Raw genomic sequence first — 15,386 nt, 5'->3', positions numbered from 1 at the left:
AAGTTAGAGTACATCAGCAAAGTGAGGACGAACACGCTGGAAGAAAAGCATACCGAAGAACAAAATAAATAGTGCAGTGATCCAGAATATTACGGTTTCTACCGGGCGCTGCCAAAAAGGTAATCCATTGAATAGGCTATCGCGGTATCCAGTAATAATATACGCGAATGGGCTGTAGAGGAGAAAACCGAATTTTGAATTGGCGATTAAGTCTGCTCTCCAGAATATCGGCGTAGCCCAGAATAGTGCTTGTAAAATAACTCCCATAACGCTGCCAATATCTCTGGTAAACACCTGAGCAGCTGAAGTGAGATAATTTATTCCCAGCGTCAGGATCGTTGCACAGAGAAAGTAGTATGGCAATTGCAGCCAATAAGCGAAGGAGCCGACACCTTGCACCGCCATTAAAAGCATAAGAATCAGCATCAACAGAATATGGATTGGCATAGCGGAGACGACCTTCACCATTACTAGTAGGCGCAATGGAAAACGGATTTTTGTAACCAAATGAGAGTTTTCTACGATAGCATTGATTCCTGTGGACAGGATTTCCAGGACAAAGAACCAAGCCAACATCCCAGAAATTAGCCAGTTAACGTAGGACGCATTCCCCACAGCGCCCCCAGCTTTTAATCCATAAATCGTCACAACATAGATGAGACCAGTAGTTATCAAAGGAGAAATAATTGCCCATGCACTACCTAGTAGAGTTCCAAGATAACGTTTTCTGATGTCCATTCTGGACATCCTAAACAAAAGTAAAATATCGGAGTGCGGAATGCTGGGCATAACTAATGAATGTGAGTGTCTTATTTGATTAAGCTTGCCATTTTACGCAGAATTTTGCGTAAATACATAGGGCATATAGATTTAACCAAGCGCCAGAGTCTCAGAATATAAGGATTTTTTATGAATTTAGCAGCTATTTTTGTAGAAAAAACAGATTTTTCCATAGCTTTAGCAGCTAATATTGCGGAGAAAACATATTTCTCCATCAAAGCCCGTTGTGCTGGATTTTGGATTGCTTGCGAATGATAGATGGGAATCACTGCGTCTTGAGACCAAGACTTCAATGGGGACTTTAGCAGGGTTAGTCTAAGATTGTCCCGAAGTTGGGCATATTGGGCCAAGTCTTCAGAAATTTTTTGTACAGCAGTATCTAAGTTATTGATATCAAACAAAGTAAAGGGAATTTCTGGGTATTCTTCTAGAAGAAAATGAGATGCCCCGCATTGATCGGATGCGGCTACTGGACATCCAGAAAAAAGCGCTTCTGTGATTGCCAAACCGAAAGAGTCATAGCGCGACGGAAATATACAGTAATTTGGTTGGGAAAAAACCTGTTCAATCACTTGATCGCGACTTAACGAACCGTGATAAAAAATTTCAACTCCAAGGCTCTGAGCTAGGGAAAGAACTCGATCTGACCAAGTACGCCCAGCCTCTTCCCCGTCAGGTCCACACAGGCGAATACTACCATACAAATTCTTAGGTAAACGGGACACAATTTGCAAAAAGATATCAGCACCCTTTTGTCGATCAAGGCGTGCAGGATACCAGATATCGGGGAGATTGTCTGCTGATTGCTCCAGGGTTTTCGGAGTACAGATGGAGTCAAGTACATTGTGAATATCGTAATACAGAAGGGGATAGGAAGTTAGCTGTTCGGTATTCTGAAAGCTAAATTTGGAGATTTCGTAGCGGATATCTGCCCCTTCCAGGCAACCTTGTTCCATTGCCAGCAGCGATTTAACAATGGCTTGCGATCGCTCTCGCTCCCAAGAAAAATCTATGGCTTTGTGTGCCCATCCATGAATGCTCAACACGTATGTACTACATCGAACCTCATTATACTGGAACATCGCTGTAAGGAATAGCAGCACAGATCTAAAACTTGGCACATCGACAACATCGAAGGTTCGACCCGCGACACTGTAGGCCATGTTTGCTGCCTCATCCGCAATCCCATAGATGATTTCGGGAGTAATACAAGGAAACTGTTCAGGCATGACGTTGAGAAGATATGGCAAACGCTTGTCACATTTATAAGGAATGGGAAAAGCATTGGTGGGCAACACTAGATCCTGATTGGGCTCAGACTGCTCTAAATTAGAATTTCGTGTGAAGAAATGAAAGCGAACGCCAGGATTACGCTCAACGAGCTTACGATAGTAAGTTTGCCCACCACCGGCAGTGGAAAAGAAATCAAAATCTGCAATTAGAACATCCATGATATGTTTACCACAACTTAGCTCTGGAATGCTTATCGATAGCCTGAGCATAAATCGACATTATCCTGGTAGCATACCGATCAAAATCATAATTCTGCTCCGCTAATTCTCTGGCTCTGAAGCCCATTAACTCTCGTTTTTGTGAATCACGAATTAGGGAGTAGATCGCCTCAGCTAATTTCTGGCTATCACCCCGTTCTACTGCGATGCCTCCTTCAGGTGCAAAACAAACTTCTGGTAAAGGCGTTCCAGAGAAAACTACTGACGGCACACCACAAGCTGCGGCTTCTATCGCCATCATGCCAAAGCTCTCAGCCATAGAAGGCATAAGGTGTATGTCAGTGGCACGAAAAAAATCGACCATTGCCGCATCACCATCGATTTCTCCTAGTTCCGTGATCTGAAACTTATCTGCCAGAGATGATAGTAAGCTTTTTGCCTGACAGGTTAATACATGAACTGCTGCATTAGCAGGCAATAGCTCTAATGCTTTAATAGAATACTCAAGTCCCTTATAGGGCCCTTGGAGGGACCGCAGACTGATAACAATCTGATCCGTAGGAATACCAAGTTTTGCTTTGGCTTCAGCTTTGTTCCCTGGTGAGAAGAGATTCAAGTCCAATCCAAAAGGTATGTGATGTACTGGAAATCTACTCAGTAATGGAGACTGCTCAACCAAGCTTTGCATCCATTGGCTAGCGACTATCAGATGTAGCTGGGAGTATTTATAAGCAAAGTTTTTAAGTTTGTAATTAAGCCATGCTCGATCTTTGCGTATGGCGAATGGATAATCAAGGTGTGGGCAAGGATGACAGCCAGTTTTCCAACCCTTACAATCGAAGGGATGGACACAATGCCCTGTAATTGCCCAAGGGTCGTGTAAAGACCACACTGTGGGCTTTAGTCTAGTCAGCCAAGGAAAAGCCAGATAGCTGAAGAATTCATTATGGATAATGTGGTAATGGACTACATCTGCCGCTTTGAATGCCGGATTAAAAGGCAAAAGGAAAGATTGGGGATACAGTACGTTATGAATGCTGATGGCCCTCTCTACTCGATGTACTAACCGAGCGAAGAACTCTGCTGGGAAGCGCCACGGGTGTGGAACAATATTGACGGAGGAATCGTTAAGAGACTGTTTAATTCCCACTGCCTGAACGGCATTGTGTCCGCAACTACGCAACCACGGAATTAAAGCACCTCCATTAAAACGATACCCTACAGTATCTTTGTAATTAACCTGCACAATTTTCATTGACCATTAGTTCAGTTGCCACAATCCCAAGCACTTATCGCTAAATAAACCATCGAACTCAGTACATCCTTCATTGATGTACCGCTCCGGTTTAGGGAGATTGTAAGGGGGCTTTTCTAGATTAAGTGGTCGCCAGATATCTCCTTCATAGAGATCAGTGTTGCTGTCTCGTTCAGTGAATGTGGTTGTGAGTAACCACTTTGCTCCACTGTTACGAAACTGTTCAAGGGCAGCTAACCCGTCAATAAAGTTGAGGTGAACCAAACAATCTCGACAGAGGATCAGATCAGCCTTTGGTAGTAAGCTACTAATAATATTTAGGTATTCAAATTTGCAATTTTCTTTGCCGTAGGCTTTGTTATTTTTATCAATAATAGTCTGAACTATATCGCCACCAGTGTAGTAGACCTCAGCTAGATTCACATGGCGCATCCAGTGCCAGTCTCCACACGGCACATCAAGAAGATGTTGTACCCCTAGCTCATCTAATAATTGGGGGATTTTCTCGCGGATAATGCGAGTCTGAAAGAGCGTAGATCCCTCACCAGAGCGTGACTCTGTTCCCGCAAATCCGTTGTTTTCGTAGATTTTGTTAAAATCCAGCGAAGCAAGCCGTAGCTCCTCCTCCTTTTGGATAGTCTGCTGAGTGGAGACTGGGGTATTTTGCAGGCGATCGCGCAAGCTCCGAAGTTTGTCCCAAGCCTTTGGAGGAAGCCACCGACGCGCCAATACTTTCAGGTTGTTCTCAGCATAGGGTGCAGTTGAATGCTGATCTGTCTGGACAGCTTGCTGTTCGCAAGCAATAGCATAGTCTTTGATAGTTAGTTCATGAAGCGCCTGCCATAACGCTTCTGGTTCTGCTCGCCGCGCTTCGCAATAAATCAACTGCTTGGCAACTACCAGCACGCCATTCGCAAAGTGGCGATCGCGCATCTGACGGCCCAATGCCATAAATGCGTCAACGCTCTCCTCCCATGTAAAGTTGTTATGCATATACTCCTCAGATAACAACGGGATGTGTTCTTCAAAAAAACGCTCGACTTCTTTTAGGTGTCCAAGAGTCAAACAACCTTGTTCTGGGTGCGATCGCGCCTTTAGAAGTATCTCTGGTAGTTCTACAAACGGATGCCTCAACCCAATTTTTACCAATAAGTCGTAGTCTTGCGTAGTTGGCAAGTCTTCCCGGAAACCGCCACTCTCAAGATATAATGCCTTGGATGCCAAGATAGTGCAGCAATGAAGCCACTGTCCCAGTATCAGTTGATAAGCAGCTCGACTGGGTGCAAATTCAGGCGGTTGGGGAGCATCGTATAGATGTTTTCCCTCAGGATTCATGATCGAATAGCGACAGAATACCACAGCATTAGCATCAGGTAGCGAAAGGAGCTTTTCCATTTCTCTCGCTACTTTGTCTGGAAGGTAAACATCATCATGAGAAAGCCAACAGAAGTATTCACCTTTGGCTTCTTTTAATGCCAGATTTAAAGCCGAGGCGACTCCACCATTAAACTTGGAAAAATATCGAATGCGATCGCCATAGGAGTGGGCAATTTCTTCAGTTGCCCCCCCATCCTGTGAACCATCATTGACAACTAATACCTCAAAGTTAGGGTATGTTTGCGCCAAAGCACTGTCAATGGCATCACGCATGTAATTTGCTCCGTTGTAGACGGGGATAGCAACGGATACTAAAGGGTACATATCTTCCACTCTTATTTCTTTCATTCTCTTTATTAAAAGTAAAAAGGCATACCCGCATATTTTTGCCTATTTAGCTTTGTTCGTTCGCATAAGCACATAAAAATAGTAACCATTTAGTGAGTATTCTATATTTTCCTGGATGTTGTAACAAAATTAGTTGAAAGTTTTATGATAGCCAGAACACAGCAATTTGTGGTATAGTATTGCATGTGTTAATAATCAACCGTGTAGCTAGGCGATTACGCCCGTACTACCAATAACTATAAATTTTTTACTGCTAATATCCATCGTTTGTGAGCTCATTCATCAAAAATTACCTACGATTCAGCGATCGCCGCTCTCAGCGCCTTGGTAATTTCAGTTATCTTGTGATCTGCTAGTTCCGGCCAAATCGGCAAACTCAACACCTCGGTGCCTAGCTCATAGCTGATGGGGTTAGCTGGGTACTTACCCGCATAGACTGGTAGGCGATCTTGAGGAACTGGGTATTGACATCCTCCCCACCCTACTTCGTTGAGGGTGGGGATTCCAAAGATCGCTCTCTGGGTTTCCTCTTTCCACGAGTTGACTTGCTTGAAGGAGTTTCCTCACTCAAGTATTGGTCAGTCTCTCCAGAGGCGTTAGTTCCGACGTGACCTGCCGTACTCAATCCTTTTTCTAATATGTTCCGCGCTGCGTTCCAATCCCTGTCTTGGGTATGCCCACAATGAGGACAAACATGAGTTCTGGTTAAGAACGTCTTTTTGACAACCTCGCCACAGTTAGAGCAATTCTGACTGGTGTAGTGAGGTGGAACGGCAACCGTGACCACACCAAACACCTTACCGAAATACTCAACCCAATCACGAAACAACGACCACGAAGCATCACTAATAGACTTAGCCAAGGGGTGATTTTTCACCATATTCCGCACCATCAAATCTTCATACGCCACAAGGTCGTTAGACCTCACCACGCACCTTGCTGTCTTAACGGCAAAGTCTTTACGCTGGCGACTTACTTTGAGGTGTTTCCGTGCAAGTTTATTTCTAAACTTAATTCTGTTTTGAGAACCTTTTTTAGTCTTAGACATCCGGCGTTGCAACCGCCTCAAAGACTTCTCACTCTTGCGAAGATGTCTAGGATTGGGGACTGTCTCTCCGTTACTATCGGTGTAGAAATGGTTCAGTCCAACATCAATACCAATAGTTTTTCCTGTTGGTTCTCGTCTTTCAACTCGCTCTTGGTCAATGCAAAATTGGCAATAATAGCCATCTGCACGACGTACAACCCGCACCCTTTTAAACTGTTTAAGCTGGTAGAAATGCAGGTCACGAGTTCCCCAGAGTTTAAAGGTTCCTGCCTTAAATCCATCCGAGAAAGTGATATACCTGCGGTCATCAGAAAGTTTCCATCCACAGGTTTTGTACTCAACAGAACCATGCGTTTGTTCTTTCTTAAACTTTGGAAATCCCTTTTTCCCTGGTTTACCTTTTTTGCAGTTATCAAAGAACCGAGCGATTGCAGACCACGCCCTTTCAGCACTGGCTTGTCTTGCCATTGAGTTCAGCTTGTCAACCCAAGGAAACTCAATACTGGCTGCAAGTACAGCGCAAAATTTATTTAGGTCATAGCGTCCAATGCCCTTATTGTCCATCCAGTATCTCAGGCAGCTATTACGCACAAAACGAGCAGTACGAATCGCTTCATCAAGCGCTCGATACTGCTCGTTTTGTCCTTCAAGTTTTGCCTCAAATACGATCATTTATGTCTATTCTTGCTACATAAATAGTAGATCATGATTGTCAAAAACTCAACTACCTTCTTCCCTAATTTCGCTTACGCTCAATTTTGGTCAGAAGGTGTTTCGTTTTTGACCGCTTTACATCCACGAACTACGAAGCGTTGAGGCAGGGGTATTACAGCGATTTGATAAATCATTGAGCCAATACCTTGTGCAGTTAAATATTGATGCACCCGATCGCGCTTTCCATCTAAAATCCTAATTGTATACTGATGAAACACATGACCATCAGCGAGTTCTGGTGTGACTACACCCGTGACATCTGCTAAGAGTTGGTTGTAGGTTTTGGCAACTAAGCGTCTACCTTCATTCCATTGATCAATATGAGGCAACTTTACACGTAAAATTGCTGCTTGCAGCGTATCCAGACGTGAATTATAACCCAAAACCTCATTATGATACTTCTTCTTCGCCCCATGTACCCGTAGCATTCGAGCCATTTCTGCTACTTGATCGTCATCAGTAACAATTAGTCCTCCATCCCCATAAGCTCCCAAATTTTTAGAGGGAAAGAAGGAATAGGCTCCCACGTTACCAATTGTGCCTGTTTGTTTTCCAGTAATTGTCGTGCGAGTGCTATTTTGACATTTGTCGTTACAAGCAGAACAAGTGCCGTAGTAGCGTGCGCCAAATGACTGAGCGCAGTCTTCAATTATTTTCAAATTATGCCCTTGAGCAATATCCACGATCGCAGCCATAGCCGCTGGGTTCCCGTAAAGGTGAACGGGCATAATTGCTTTGGTATTGGGCGTAATTTTTGCTATTATTGCCTCTGGATCAATATTGAAACTATCTGGATTAACATCGGCAAATATTGGTGTCGCCCCCACATTACTAATTGATTCAGCAGTGGCAAAGAAGCTAAAGGGAGTTGTAATTACCTCATCCCCTGCACCAATTCCCAAAGCTTTTAAGCCAATCACTAAAGCATCAGTACCAGAGTTAACAGCGATCGCATGGCGTGTCCCCAAATACGCAGCTACTTCTTGCTCAAATAGCTTAACATCTGGCCCCATAATAAACTGACCAGACTCTAAAACACGAGAAATCGCCACCTGAATCTCTGCTTTGATACTGTCGTACTGGGGTTTTAGATCGAGGACGGGAATATTAGTTTGGCTCATGAAACCCTTATAACCTCTGTTTCTGATATTTTTTGATATTTAGTTCCTGTGGAGTCGATGGCATAGGCATCAGCATCAAACTCTAGCACATCGCCGTAGGCACTCATCCAACCAATAATTTTTGCTGGGATTCCGGCGGCGATCGCGTATGATGGTATATCTTTTGTCACTACAGCACCAGCGGCGACGAAGGCATATTCGTTCAAGGTTATACCACAAACGATGGTCGCATTTGCCCCAATACTAGTTCCCCGTTTCACCAAAGTTCTCAGGTAATCATTGCTGGTATTGCGCGGAAACTCACACCTGGGTGTTTTGACATTAGTAAAGACCATGCTTGGCCCACAAAAAACGTAGTCTTCCAGAATCACTCCCTCATAAAGGGAGACATTATTTTGAATTTTGCAGTAATCGCCAACGACTACGTGATTAGAAACCAAAACATTCTGTCCGAAGACGCAGTTTTCACCAATTTTAGCTTTGCCCAAGATGTGGCAAAAGTGCCAAATTTTTGTATCTTCACCAATTTGGGCACCTTCATCCACATAACTAGATTCATGCACAAAATAGTTAGCCATGTAAGAACTTTTGCGCCTCCTCTAAAATTTCTACAACTGCTACTCCATTCCAGCCATCAGAATTGGGTTTTTGACGAGTTTTCACACAATTTAAGAAGTGCTGGCACTCTATTTTTAGAGGTTCAGATGCCGCTACTTCGACTATTTCGCTCCCGTCGTCGTGATGGTTTAAATCTTGGTCGATATATTTGTGGTGGATTGTTACCGTTTGTTGGATTTCATCGTAAACCAGCATTTGCTTTTGGGCAATAACTACCGTAGTGCGCTGCGTGAATGGCCAGTACCAAGAACAATTAATCTGAGCAGATTGACCACTTTGGAAGCGGAGGTCAACTTCTACATGATCTGCAATCCCTGGTTGCAAAATAGCATTTCCCTGAGCGTGTACTTTTTGCAATTGCGGGTTTCCTAACAAATCTAGTACTACCGAAACATCATGAGGAGCAAAAGACCACCAAACATTTTCTTGTGTGCGTACCTTGCCTAGTTTCAACCTTTGCGTAGCGACGTGTAGCACCTTTCCCGCCTTGCCACTGGCTAGATAGTCCCGCATCCAAGCGATCGCAGGTTGATACAATAATAAATGACCCACCATCAGAATCCGCCCTTGTTTGTCTGCATATTCGGCAAGCGTTCGGGCTTCATTAGTTAAGAGCGTCATCGGCTTTTCGACAAACACATCCTTACCTGCTGCTAAGGCTGCCATTGCTAATTGATAATGGGTTGGTGCAGGAGTTGCCAATACTATCGCCGGGACATCAGTTTCTAGGGCTACTTGGAAGTCACTATAAGTAACTGTATCTGGGTAGGTTGTGGCGATCGCTTCTCGCAGACCTGGATGGGCTTCAGCGACCCCAGCTAATGCCCCTAAATTGTGGAAATTACGCACTAGGTTTTTGCCCCAGTTTCCAGCGCCGACCACTATTACTTTTTTGTTTATATAATCTGTCACCACTTAATCTTTCTCTCTACAAGAGAGTTACTTTGTCACTGGCGCAATTTAGATGTCGAGTCACACCCCGTGTATCTAGAACTGCTTGAGATTTTTGGACTAAATTAACATAATCAATTTGACTATGTTCTGTGGCAATAATTACCAAATCGGCGGCGGCGATTATTTCGTCCGTTAGTTCTAAGCTAGAAAATGTCTGTCCTCGGACTTCTATTTGCGGTACGTAGGGGTCATGGTAAGTAACCGTCATTTTATCTTCCAGTAGATAATTAATTACCATAATTGCGGGTGATTCTCGCCAGTCTTCAATATCTTTTTTATAAGCAGCACCGATCACCAATACTCTAGCTCTGGCTGGGGCAATACCTAAATTATTCAGGCATCTGCGGGCTTTTTCTCGGACGAACACGGGCATGGAACGATTGATTTCCCCAGCTAAGGCAATAAAATGGGTGTTGAAATTGACTTCCTTTGCTTTCCATTCTAAGTAATGGGGGTCAATGGGGATGCAGTGACCGCCTACTCCTGGACCAGGATAGAAAGGCATAATTCCAAAAGGTTTGGTATTAGCAGCATCTAGGACTTCCCAAACATTCAAGTCGATGCGATCGCACAATAGCGCTAATTCATTTACTAAAGCAATATTGACAGCCCGAAAGGTATTCTCAAACACCTTCACTAGCTCGGCAGCTTTGGCACTACTAACAGGTACTACATGCTCAACAGTTTGCTCGTAGAATAACTTGGCAACTTCGAGTGAATATGTATCTGATGCTCCTACTACCTTGCTAGTATTTTTGGTAGTGTAACGCTGATTTCCCGGATCTACCCGCTCCGGTGAATGGGCGAGAAAGAAATCTCGTCCTTGCTGTAAACCACTAACCTCCTCTAGTAAAGGTCGCATAACTTCGTCTGTGGTTCCTGGATAAGTGGTAGATTCTAGGGTGATTAACTGCCCTGTTCTCAAGTGTTTAGCAATGGCATGGGTGACATTTTCGATGTAGCTCAAGTTAGGTGTTAAATTCTTGGTCAACGGCGTTGGGACGCAAATCACGATTACATCCATTTCCGCTACCCGGTCAAAATTTAAAACCGCTTGCAGCTTACCACTGCTGACAACTTGTTTTAATTCTTCATCTTTAATATCTGTGATGTAATTGTCAGCTATGTTAACTTGTTCAGCTCTTTTAGGATTTTGTTCAATTCCCAGTACTTGATAACCAACTTTGGCTTTTTCAACAGCAAATGGTAGACCCACATATCCCAGTCCGACAACACCAACAATGGCAGTATGCGCCCTAATTTTTTGTTGTAACTTAATCAAAGTTTGAGGTTCGTTAATCATTACTCTACGGATAAATCTATTTAATTATTCAGTTTTTACAAAATCTGACTTGCTCTGTATCATGAGTCTTTTTCGGTCAAGAGTCAGTAGCTAGAAGGGATTTGAGTGCGAGTGTGGATGTGAGAGAAAAAGTTAAATCCCTTTTTTAAACTCCATTGCTTTGTCGGTAGGGTTATCCTGATTCCTGAAAGCGGACAATGACAATAATGTTGATTGATATTTTTGTTGCAACACAAGGCTTTTTCAGCAGAAATTAAATTTACTAGTGTATTAGTTTAGCAGGCTTGGCACACTTATAATATTTATCTAGTTATGAAGCGTGTAGTTTTGATTACTGGACATTATTGGAACTCTAAACGGAAAGCTGGTTTTCACTGGTTGGCTGATGCTCTTTGGCGTCAAGGTTGGGAAGTCGTGTTTTTAACAGCAGCCCTAAGTTGGCTATCGGTGATTCGTAGAGACTATCGCCTAGCGTACCCCGTGCTGCAAGAAGCAAACCAACTCCAGGAAGTGCAGAAAAAAATGTGGAGCTACGTCTGGTTTACACCTTGGCATCCAGCTAACCTGCGCTGGGATTTCCTCAACTATCTTAGTCGCAGATGGTTCCGTCTCTACGGTCAGCTTCCTTTGGGACCAGTAGAATCGATGATCTCTCAGGCTGACCTCTTCATCTTCGAGAGTACCCCTGCTCTACTTCTATTTGAAACATGCAAACGGCTCAATCCCAGCGCCCAGTTTATCTACCGAGTGTCAGACGATTTGCGATTATTACGCAATCATCCGGTTGTTTTAGACACAGAAAAACGGGTGGCTCCTCAATTTGATTTAGTCAGTGTCCCTAGTCAACACATTTACCGTATTTTTGCAGGACTACCCAACCTAGAATTGCATCTACACGGTATTCGCAAAGACCTTTTTGTATGGGATTATCCAACGCCTTATCAACCCTCAGTGTACCCAAATATTGTTTTTGTGGGAAACTCTCATTTTGACCGCAACTTCCTAGAGCAAGCCAGCCAATTATTCCCTGATTGGCAATTTCATATTATCGGCCCTATACCCCATTTACCTCAGAGAAAAAACATCACTGCCTACGGTGAGTTGCCTTTTGAAGTGACAATCCCTTATCTCAAATATGCAGATATAGCTCTTCATACACTTTCCTACAGTCCTGGTGCAGAGAGTTTTAGTGATAGTCTCAAAGTCATTCAGTATACTTACTGCAAATTGCCAATTATTGCTCCAACCTACTTGTCGTCTTCTCGTCCTCATGTTTTTTACTATCAACCTGGAGATGCTAGCAGCATTCACAATGCCTTGATTGCCGCACAAACCTATGATCGCTCCCAGATCCAAACTGATAAAATCTATTCTTGGGACGAATTAGTATGTCGCTGGCTACAAGTTACGGACAAAAACTCAACTTGATGTGTCACGGATTTGGTAAAATTTTATACTTAACTAAAATTATCTGGATCGACTCCCTGCGATCGCAAATACTCTGCAAGTCTATCAGCCCGTTGGCGTTCTTGTTCCGCTCTTTGGCGTTCTTGTTGTAATTGTTCAGCTAACTCCGTCGGTGTGAGTAATTTGTCCCCCGTATCTAGACGATAAAATCCTAAAACTTCCCCCTCCAGTACCACTCTTAATCCTAGAGGTTGAGATATACCATCCGTAATTAACTGGTAAGTGTCACCATCTAACCTATATCCCCTTAACTTTTCTTCAATCCATTCCCCCTTCGGGTCAAATAACCAATATTCTAAAATCCCTAATTGTTCATAGAGATTTTTCTTTTGCTCTTGGTCTTGTTTTTGAGTTCCTTGAGAAGTCATTTCAAATACCACCTGGGGAACTTGACCTTCCTCCCAAACTTTATAACTATCCCGACCCCCAGGCGGCACATCAAAAATTACCATCACATCTGGTGCAACTCTTAATTTGGGAAAACCTTGAGCATAGTAGAGAAATTGGTCTGCTAAAACTGTGGCTTGCCTGCCTGCTAGGTATTGTTTAATTACTTCTAGGGTGGTGAGAATTGCGTAGAGATGTAGGTAGGATTCTGCCAATGGTTCACCGTCGGAACTGGGATATTCGATGTTGGGATTGACTATTTTGATGGTTGTAGTCATGGCTACCTTTTACTAGGGTAGGTTATTTGGATCAATTCCTTGCGATCGCAAATACTCTGCCAATCGCTCTGCTCGTTGATATTCTTGTTCAGCCCGTTGATATTCTTGTTCAGCCCGTTGATACTCTTGTTCAGCCCGTTGACGTTCTTGTTCAGCCCGTTGACGTTCTTGTTCAGCTTTTTCTGGTCGCGTTGGTACCCAACCTGCTGCATTATACCAACGCAACCACAAACCTGTTGTCTGCTGATAAGAACCTTGCCAAAGACCCAATCCTAGTTCTAACTCTTCCAGCCATAAGCGGTTCTCTGGTAAAGATATTGCCTCGTAGCGAGTGCCTATGAGTTGAAAGGCACGCAAACGATTTTCATAGCGATCGTAGACAACATAGTAGGGAACCCGCAAAATACGTTCATATACTTCCCACTTTGTTGGGGGTCGATTTATCTCGCGCAGTGTTTTTCCTAAGTCTTCTTGTTCTGTACCTGGTGAAAGTAATTCAACTATTAAAAATGGAACAACTCCCTCTTGCCAAATGACATAACTTAAGCGTAGGTCTTGCTGTTGGCTAGCACTAGGTAGTCCTAAAACCATGTACCAATCAGGACGCTTGTACCACAAAGTATGGCGGGGGTCGTAGTAAAGATTCAAGTCACTAGCAAGTAAAATTTCCTCAGATGGATAAGTCAGAGGCTGACAAGTTTCACTGAGCAAATCCGCCTGAATGCAGTGAAATTCATCTGGCAAACCTGATTCCCCTACTAATTCACTGGGTAAATCATACATCGTAGGCATGGTTTCTTGTGGCGGACGGGGTGGATCTGTTTGATACATGACTACTACCTTTGTTGCTTAACTCAAGCTATCTGGATTAACTCCTAACGATCGCAAACGTTCAGCTAACTGTTGCGATCGCAGCCGTTCTTGTTCCAACTGTAATTGTGCCTCCGATGCTTGTTGCTGGGCAACAGATGCTTGTTGCTGGGCTGCAATAGCAGCTTCCTCTGGTGTTAGAACTAAATCACCATCGGGTGTAAAGTAGCGCAATTTACCTGCTTCTACGCCTAAATACAGCCTAAGCACATCGCTCCAACGCCATCCCCGCGCATTTGGTGTAATTTCCTGATACTTGTTGCCTACTAATTCAAAACCGGCAAATTCAAAATTCTCCGGCGAAAACCAAAAATATTCTGGTGTGTGAAATCGATTTTCATAGAGATTTTTCTTCAAATTTCGGTCAATATCAGCTGTACTTTCAGAAAGTAATTCAATAATCAAATCTGGATAACGACCATCTTCCTCCCAGACTACCCAGGAACTGCGCGATCGCTTTTCGGTGTCTTTGACCAAAAAAAAGTCTGGGCCGCGAAAATCTCGATTTCGCAACTGCTGACGGCTAAAATAGATTGTTAAATTCGCACCGATAAAGAAATCATTAGAGTCACGCCACAGCCACTCAAGGGAAGTTACTAGCAGCAGTAGCTGCATATAGTGCAATGAAGTTTCCATCTCCGGCTCATCACTTAACAACCGAGTTGCATCGGGCATTTGTTGTTCTAGCTGTTGCGCTGTGACAAACATTATCGTTGTACCTGTTTGGTTGTTGATTTAATTTTAAGCTGTTAGGTCAGAAGTTAGGAGTTTGGAGTTTGGAGTTAGAAGTTAGGAGTTAGGAGTTAGAGGTTAGGAGTTAGAAGTTAGGAGTTAGGAGTTATTCTTCCTCATCCCGCTCATCCTCCTCCTGACAATTCAGGTCATGTGTGGAAAAGCTCTAACGATTAACCTAACCCCCTAACCCCCAACTCGTCGCTCTAAGGGGGAAATTTCTATTTCTCTCTCCTACAACGAGAGAGAAATAGAAAAGAGGTTTTCCAGATAAGAGTGAAAAGTCAGATCCTCCTCATCCCCCATCTCCCTCATCTCCCCTGAATTTGTGAGAGCAGAGTCACAGATTCCGCTACACTGAGACTTGGTTTATCTCAATTGTAATTAGGCATGGAAATCGGACAAAAGGTTAAAGTCTTTCGTTTGCGCGATCGCGTCTCTGCCCCTGTTGTAAAAAAACTAGGGCAAGTAGGTATCATCCAAGGCTACAAAGTCACCGATGGTGCTGGAATCGGTGTAGTGGTGCTGTTTGACGACAACACTTCCACTTGGTTTTTTGAAGATGAAATCAAACCTGTGTAGTTGTCAAGAACTCAGATCCAAGTTTTTCTTGGCATCTGAAATTTATTGCACAGGCTGAGATTCTTTATTGAGTGCTAAGTTGGAGTTGAAAAGCTCGGCGG

Annotated in this window: 14 protein-coding genes; 2 read left to right on the top strand and 12 right to left on the bottom strand. The window is 43.5% G+C overall.

Annotation, left to right across the window (positions count from 1 at the left end):
* Positions 1–3: 3 nt before the first annotated feature.
* The 9 genes from D1367_RS25720 to D1367_RS25675 all read right to left on the bottom strand — a co-directional run bounded on the left by D1367_RS25720 (position 4) and on the right by D1367_RS25675 (position 10,969).
* Complete coding sequence (locus D1367_RS25720) at positions 4–789, bottom strand: ABC transporter permease (protein ID WP_118169329.1); 786 nt, start codon at positions 787–789, stop codon at positions 4–6.
* 20 nt (positions 790–809) lie between these two features.
* Entirely contained in the window at positions 810–2,231 is a 1,422-nt protein-coding gene (locus D1367_RS25715; RefSeq protein WP_181984962.1) for a glycosyltransferase family 4 protein, read from the bottom strand.
* A 7-nt stretch (positions 2,232–2,238) separates the two neighbouring features.
* Positions 2,239–3,486, bottom strand: coding sequence for a glycosyltransferase (locus D1367_RS25710; RefSeq protein ID WP_118169325.1), 1,248 nt, complete (start codon positions 3,484–3,486; stop codon positions 2,239–2,241).
* A gap of 6 nt (positions 3,487–3,492) precedes the next feature.
* Positions 3,493–5,211 (bottom strand): glycosyltransferase, encoded by a 1,719-nt coding sequence (locus D1367_RS25705; RefSeq protein ID WP_118169323.1) that lies wholly within the window; start codon positions 5,209–5,211, stop codon positions 3,493–3,495.
* 481 nt (positions 5,212–5,692) lie between these two features.
* On the bottom strand, positions 5,693–6,931 hold the full coding sequence (locus tag D1367_RS25695) for an RNA-guided endonuclease InsQ/TnpB family protein (RefSeq protein ID WP_118164787.1): 1,239 nt from the start codon (positions 6,929–6,931) through the stop codon (positions 5,693–5,695).
* A gap of 80 nt (positions 6,932–7,011) precedes the next feature.
* Positions 7,012–8,094, bottom strand: coding sequence for a DegT/DnrJ/EryC1/StrS family aminotransferase (locus tag D1367_RS25690; protein ID WP_118169319.1), 1,083 nt, complete (start codon positions 8,092–8,094; stop codon positions 7,012–7,014).
* Positions 8,091–8,672, bottom strand: a complete 582-nt coding sequence (locus tag D1367_RS25685) for an acyltransferase (RefSeq protein ID WP_118169317.1) — start codon at positions 8,670–8,672, stop codon at positions 8,091–8,093. Before D1367_RS25685 ends, D1367_RS25690 begins: the two co-directional genes overlap by 4 nt.
* Positions 8,665–9,624: a Gfo/Idh/MocA family protein gene (locus D1367_RS25680; RefSeq protein WP_228674744.1), complete on the bottom strand. Its 960-nt coding sequence runs from the start codon at positions 9,622–9,624 to the stop codon at positions 8,665–8,667. The genes D1367_RS25685 and D1367_RS25680 overlap by 8 nt, the downstream gene beginning before the upstream one ends.
* A gap of 16 nt (positions 9,625–9,640) precedes the next feature.
* Positions 9,641–10,969, bottom strand: coding sequence for a nucleotide sugar dehydrogenase (locus D1367_RS25675; protein ID WP_118169312.1), 1,329 nt, complete (start codon positions 10,967–10,969; stop codon positions 9,641–9,643).
* Positions 10,970–11,281: 312 nt separating this feature from the next.
* Between D1367_RS25675 and D1367_RS25670 the strand changes: the two genes are divergently transcribed.
* On the top strand, positions 11,282–12,397 hold the full coding sequence (locus tag D1367_RS25670) for a GumK N-terminal domain-containing glycosyltransferase (RefSeq protein WP_118169310.1): 1,116 nt from the start codon (positions 11,282–11,284) through the stop codon (positions 12,395–12,397).
* 29 nt (positions 12,398–12,426) lie between these two features.
* On the opposite strand, the gene D1367_RS25665 is transcribed toward D1367_RS25670, so the two are convergent.
* Genes D1367_RS25665 through D1367_RS25655 form a run of 3 tightly spaced genes read right to left on the bottom strand, consistent with a single transcriptional unit; the run spans position 12,427 to position 14,679 of the window.
* The gene (locus D1367_RS25665; protein WP_118169308.1) at positions 12,427–13,101 is read right to left on the bottom strand and encodes a Uma2 family endonuclease; all 675 of its coding nucleotides are present in this window, start codon (positions 13,099–13,101) and stop codon (positions 12,427–12,429) included.
* Between the two features lie 12 nt (positions 13,102–13,113).
* Positions 13,114–13,932: a Uma2 family endonuclease gene (locus tag D1367_RS25660; RefSeq protein WP_118169305.1), complete on the bottom strand. Its 819-nt coding sequence runs from the start codon at positions 13,930–13,932 to the stop codon at positions 13,114–13,116.
* A gap of 18 nt (positions 13,933–13,950) precedes the next feature.
* Complete coding sequence (locus tag D1367_RS25655; protein ID WP_118169303.1) at positions 13,951–14,679, bottom strand: Uma2 family endonuclease; 729 nt, start codon at positions 14,677–14,679, stop codon at positions 13,951–13,953.
* A 414-nt stretch (positions 14,680–15,093) separates the two neighbouring features.
* Between D1367_RS25655 and petP the strand changes: the two genes are divergently transcribed.
* Positions 15,094–15,285, top strand: a complete 192-nt coding sequence (gene petP / locus D1367_RS25650) for a cytochrome b6f subunit PetP (RefSeq protein WP_118169301.1) — start codon at positions 15,094–15,096, stop codon at positions 15,283–15,285.
* Positions 15,286–15,386 lie beyond the last annotated feature (101 nt).

Source organism: Nostoc sphaeroides (genome assembly GCF_003443655.1).
GTDB classification, from domain to species: Bacteria; Cyanobacteriota; Cyanobacteriia; order Cyanobacteriales; family Nostocaceae; genus Nostoc; species Nostoc sphaeroides.
Note: the sequence above shows the minus strand (reverse complement) of the source record. Positions and strands in the feature narration are given on the sequence as shown.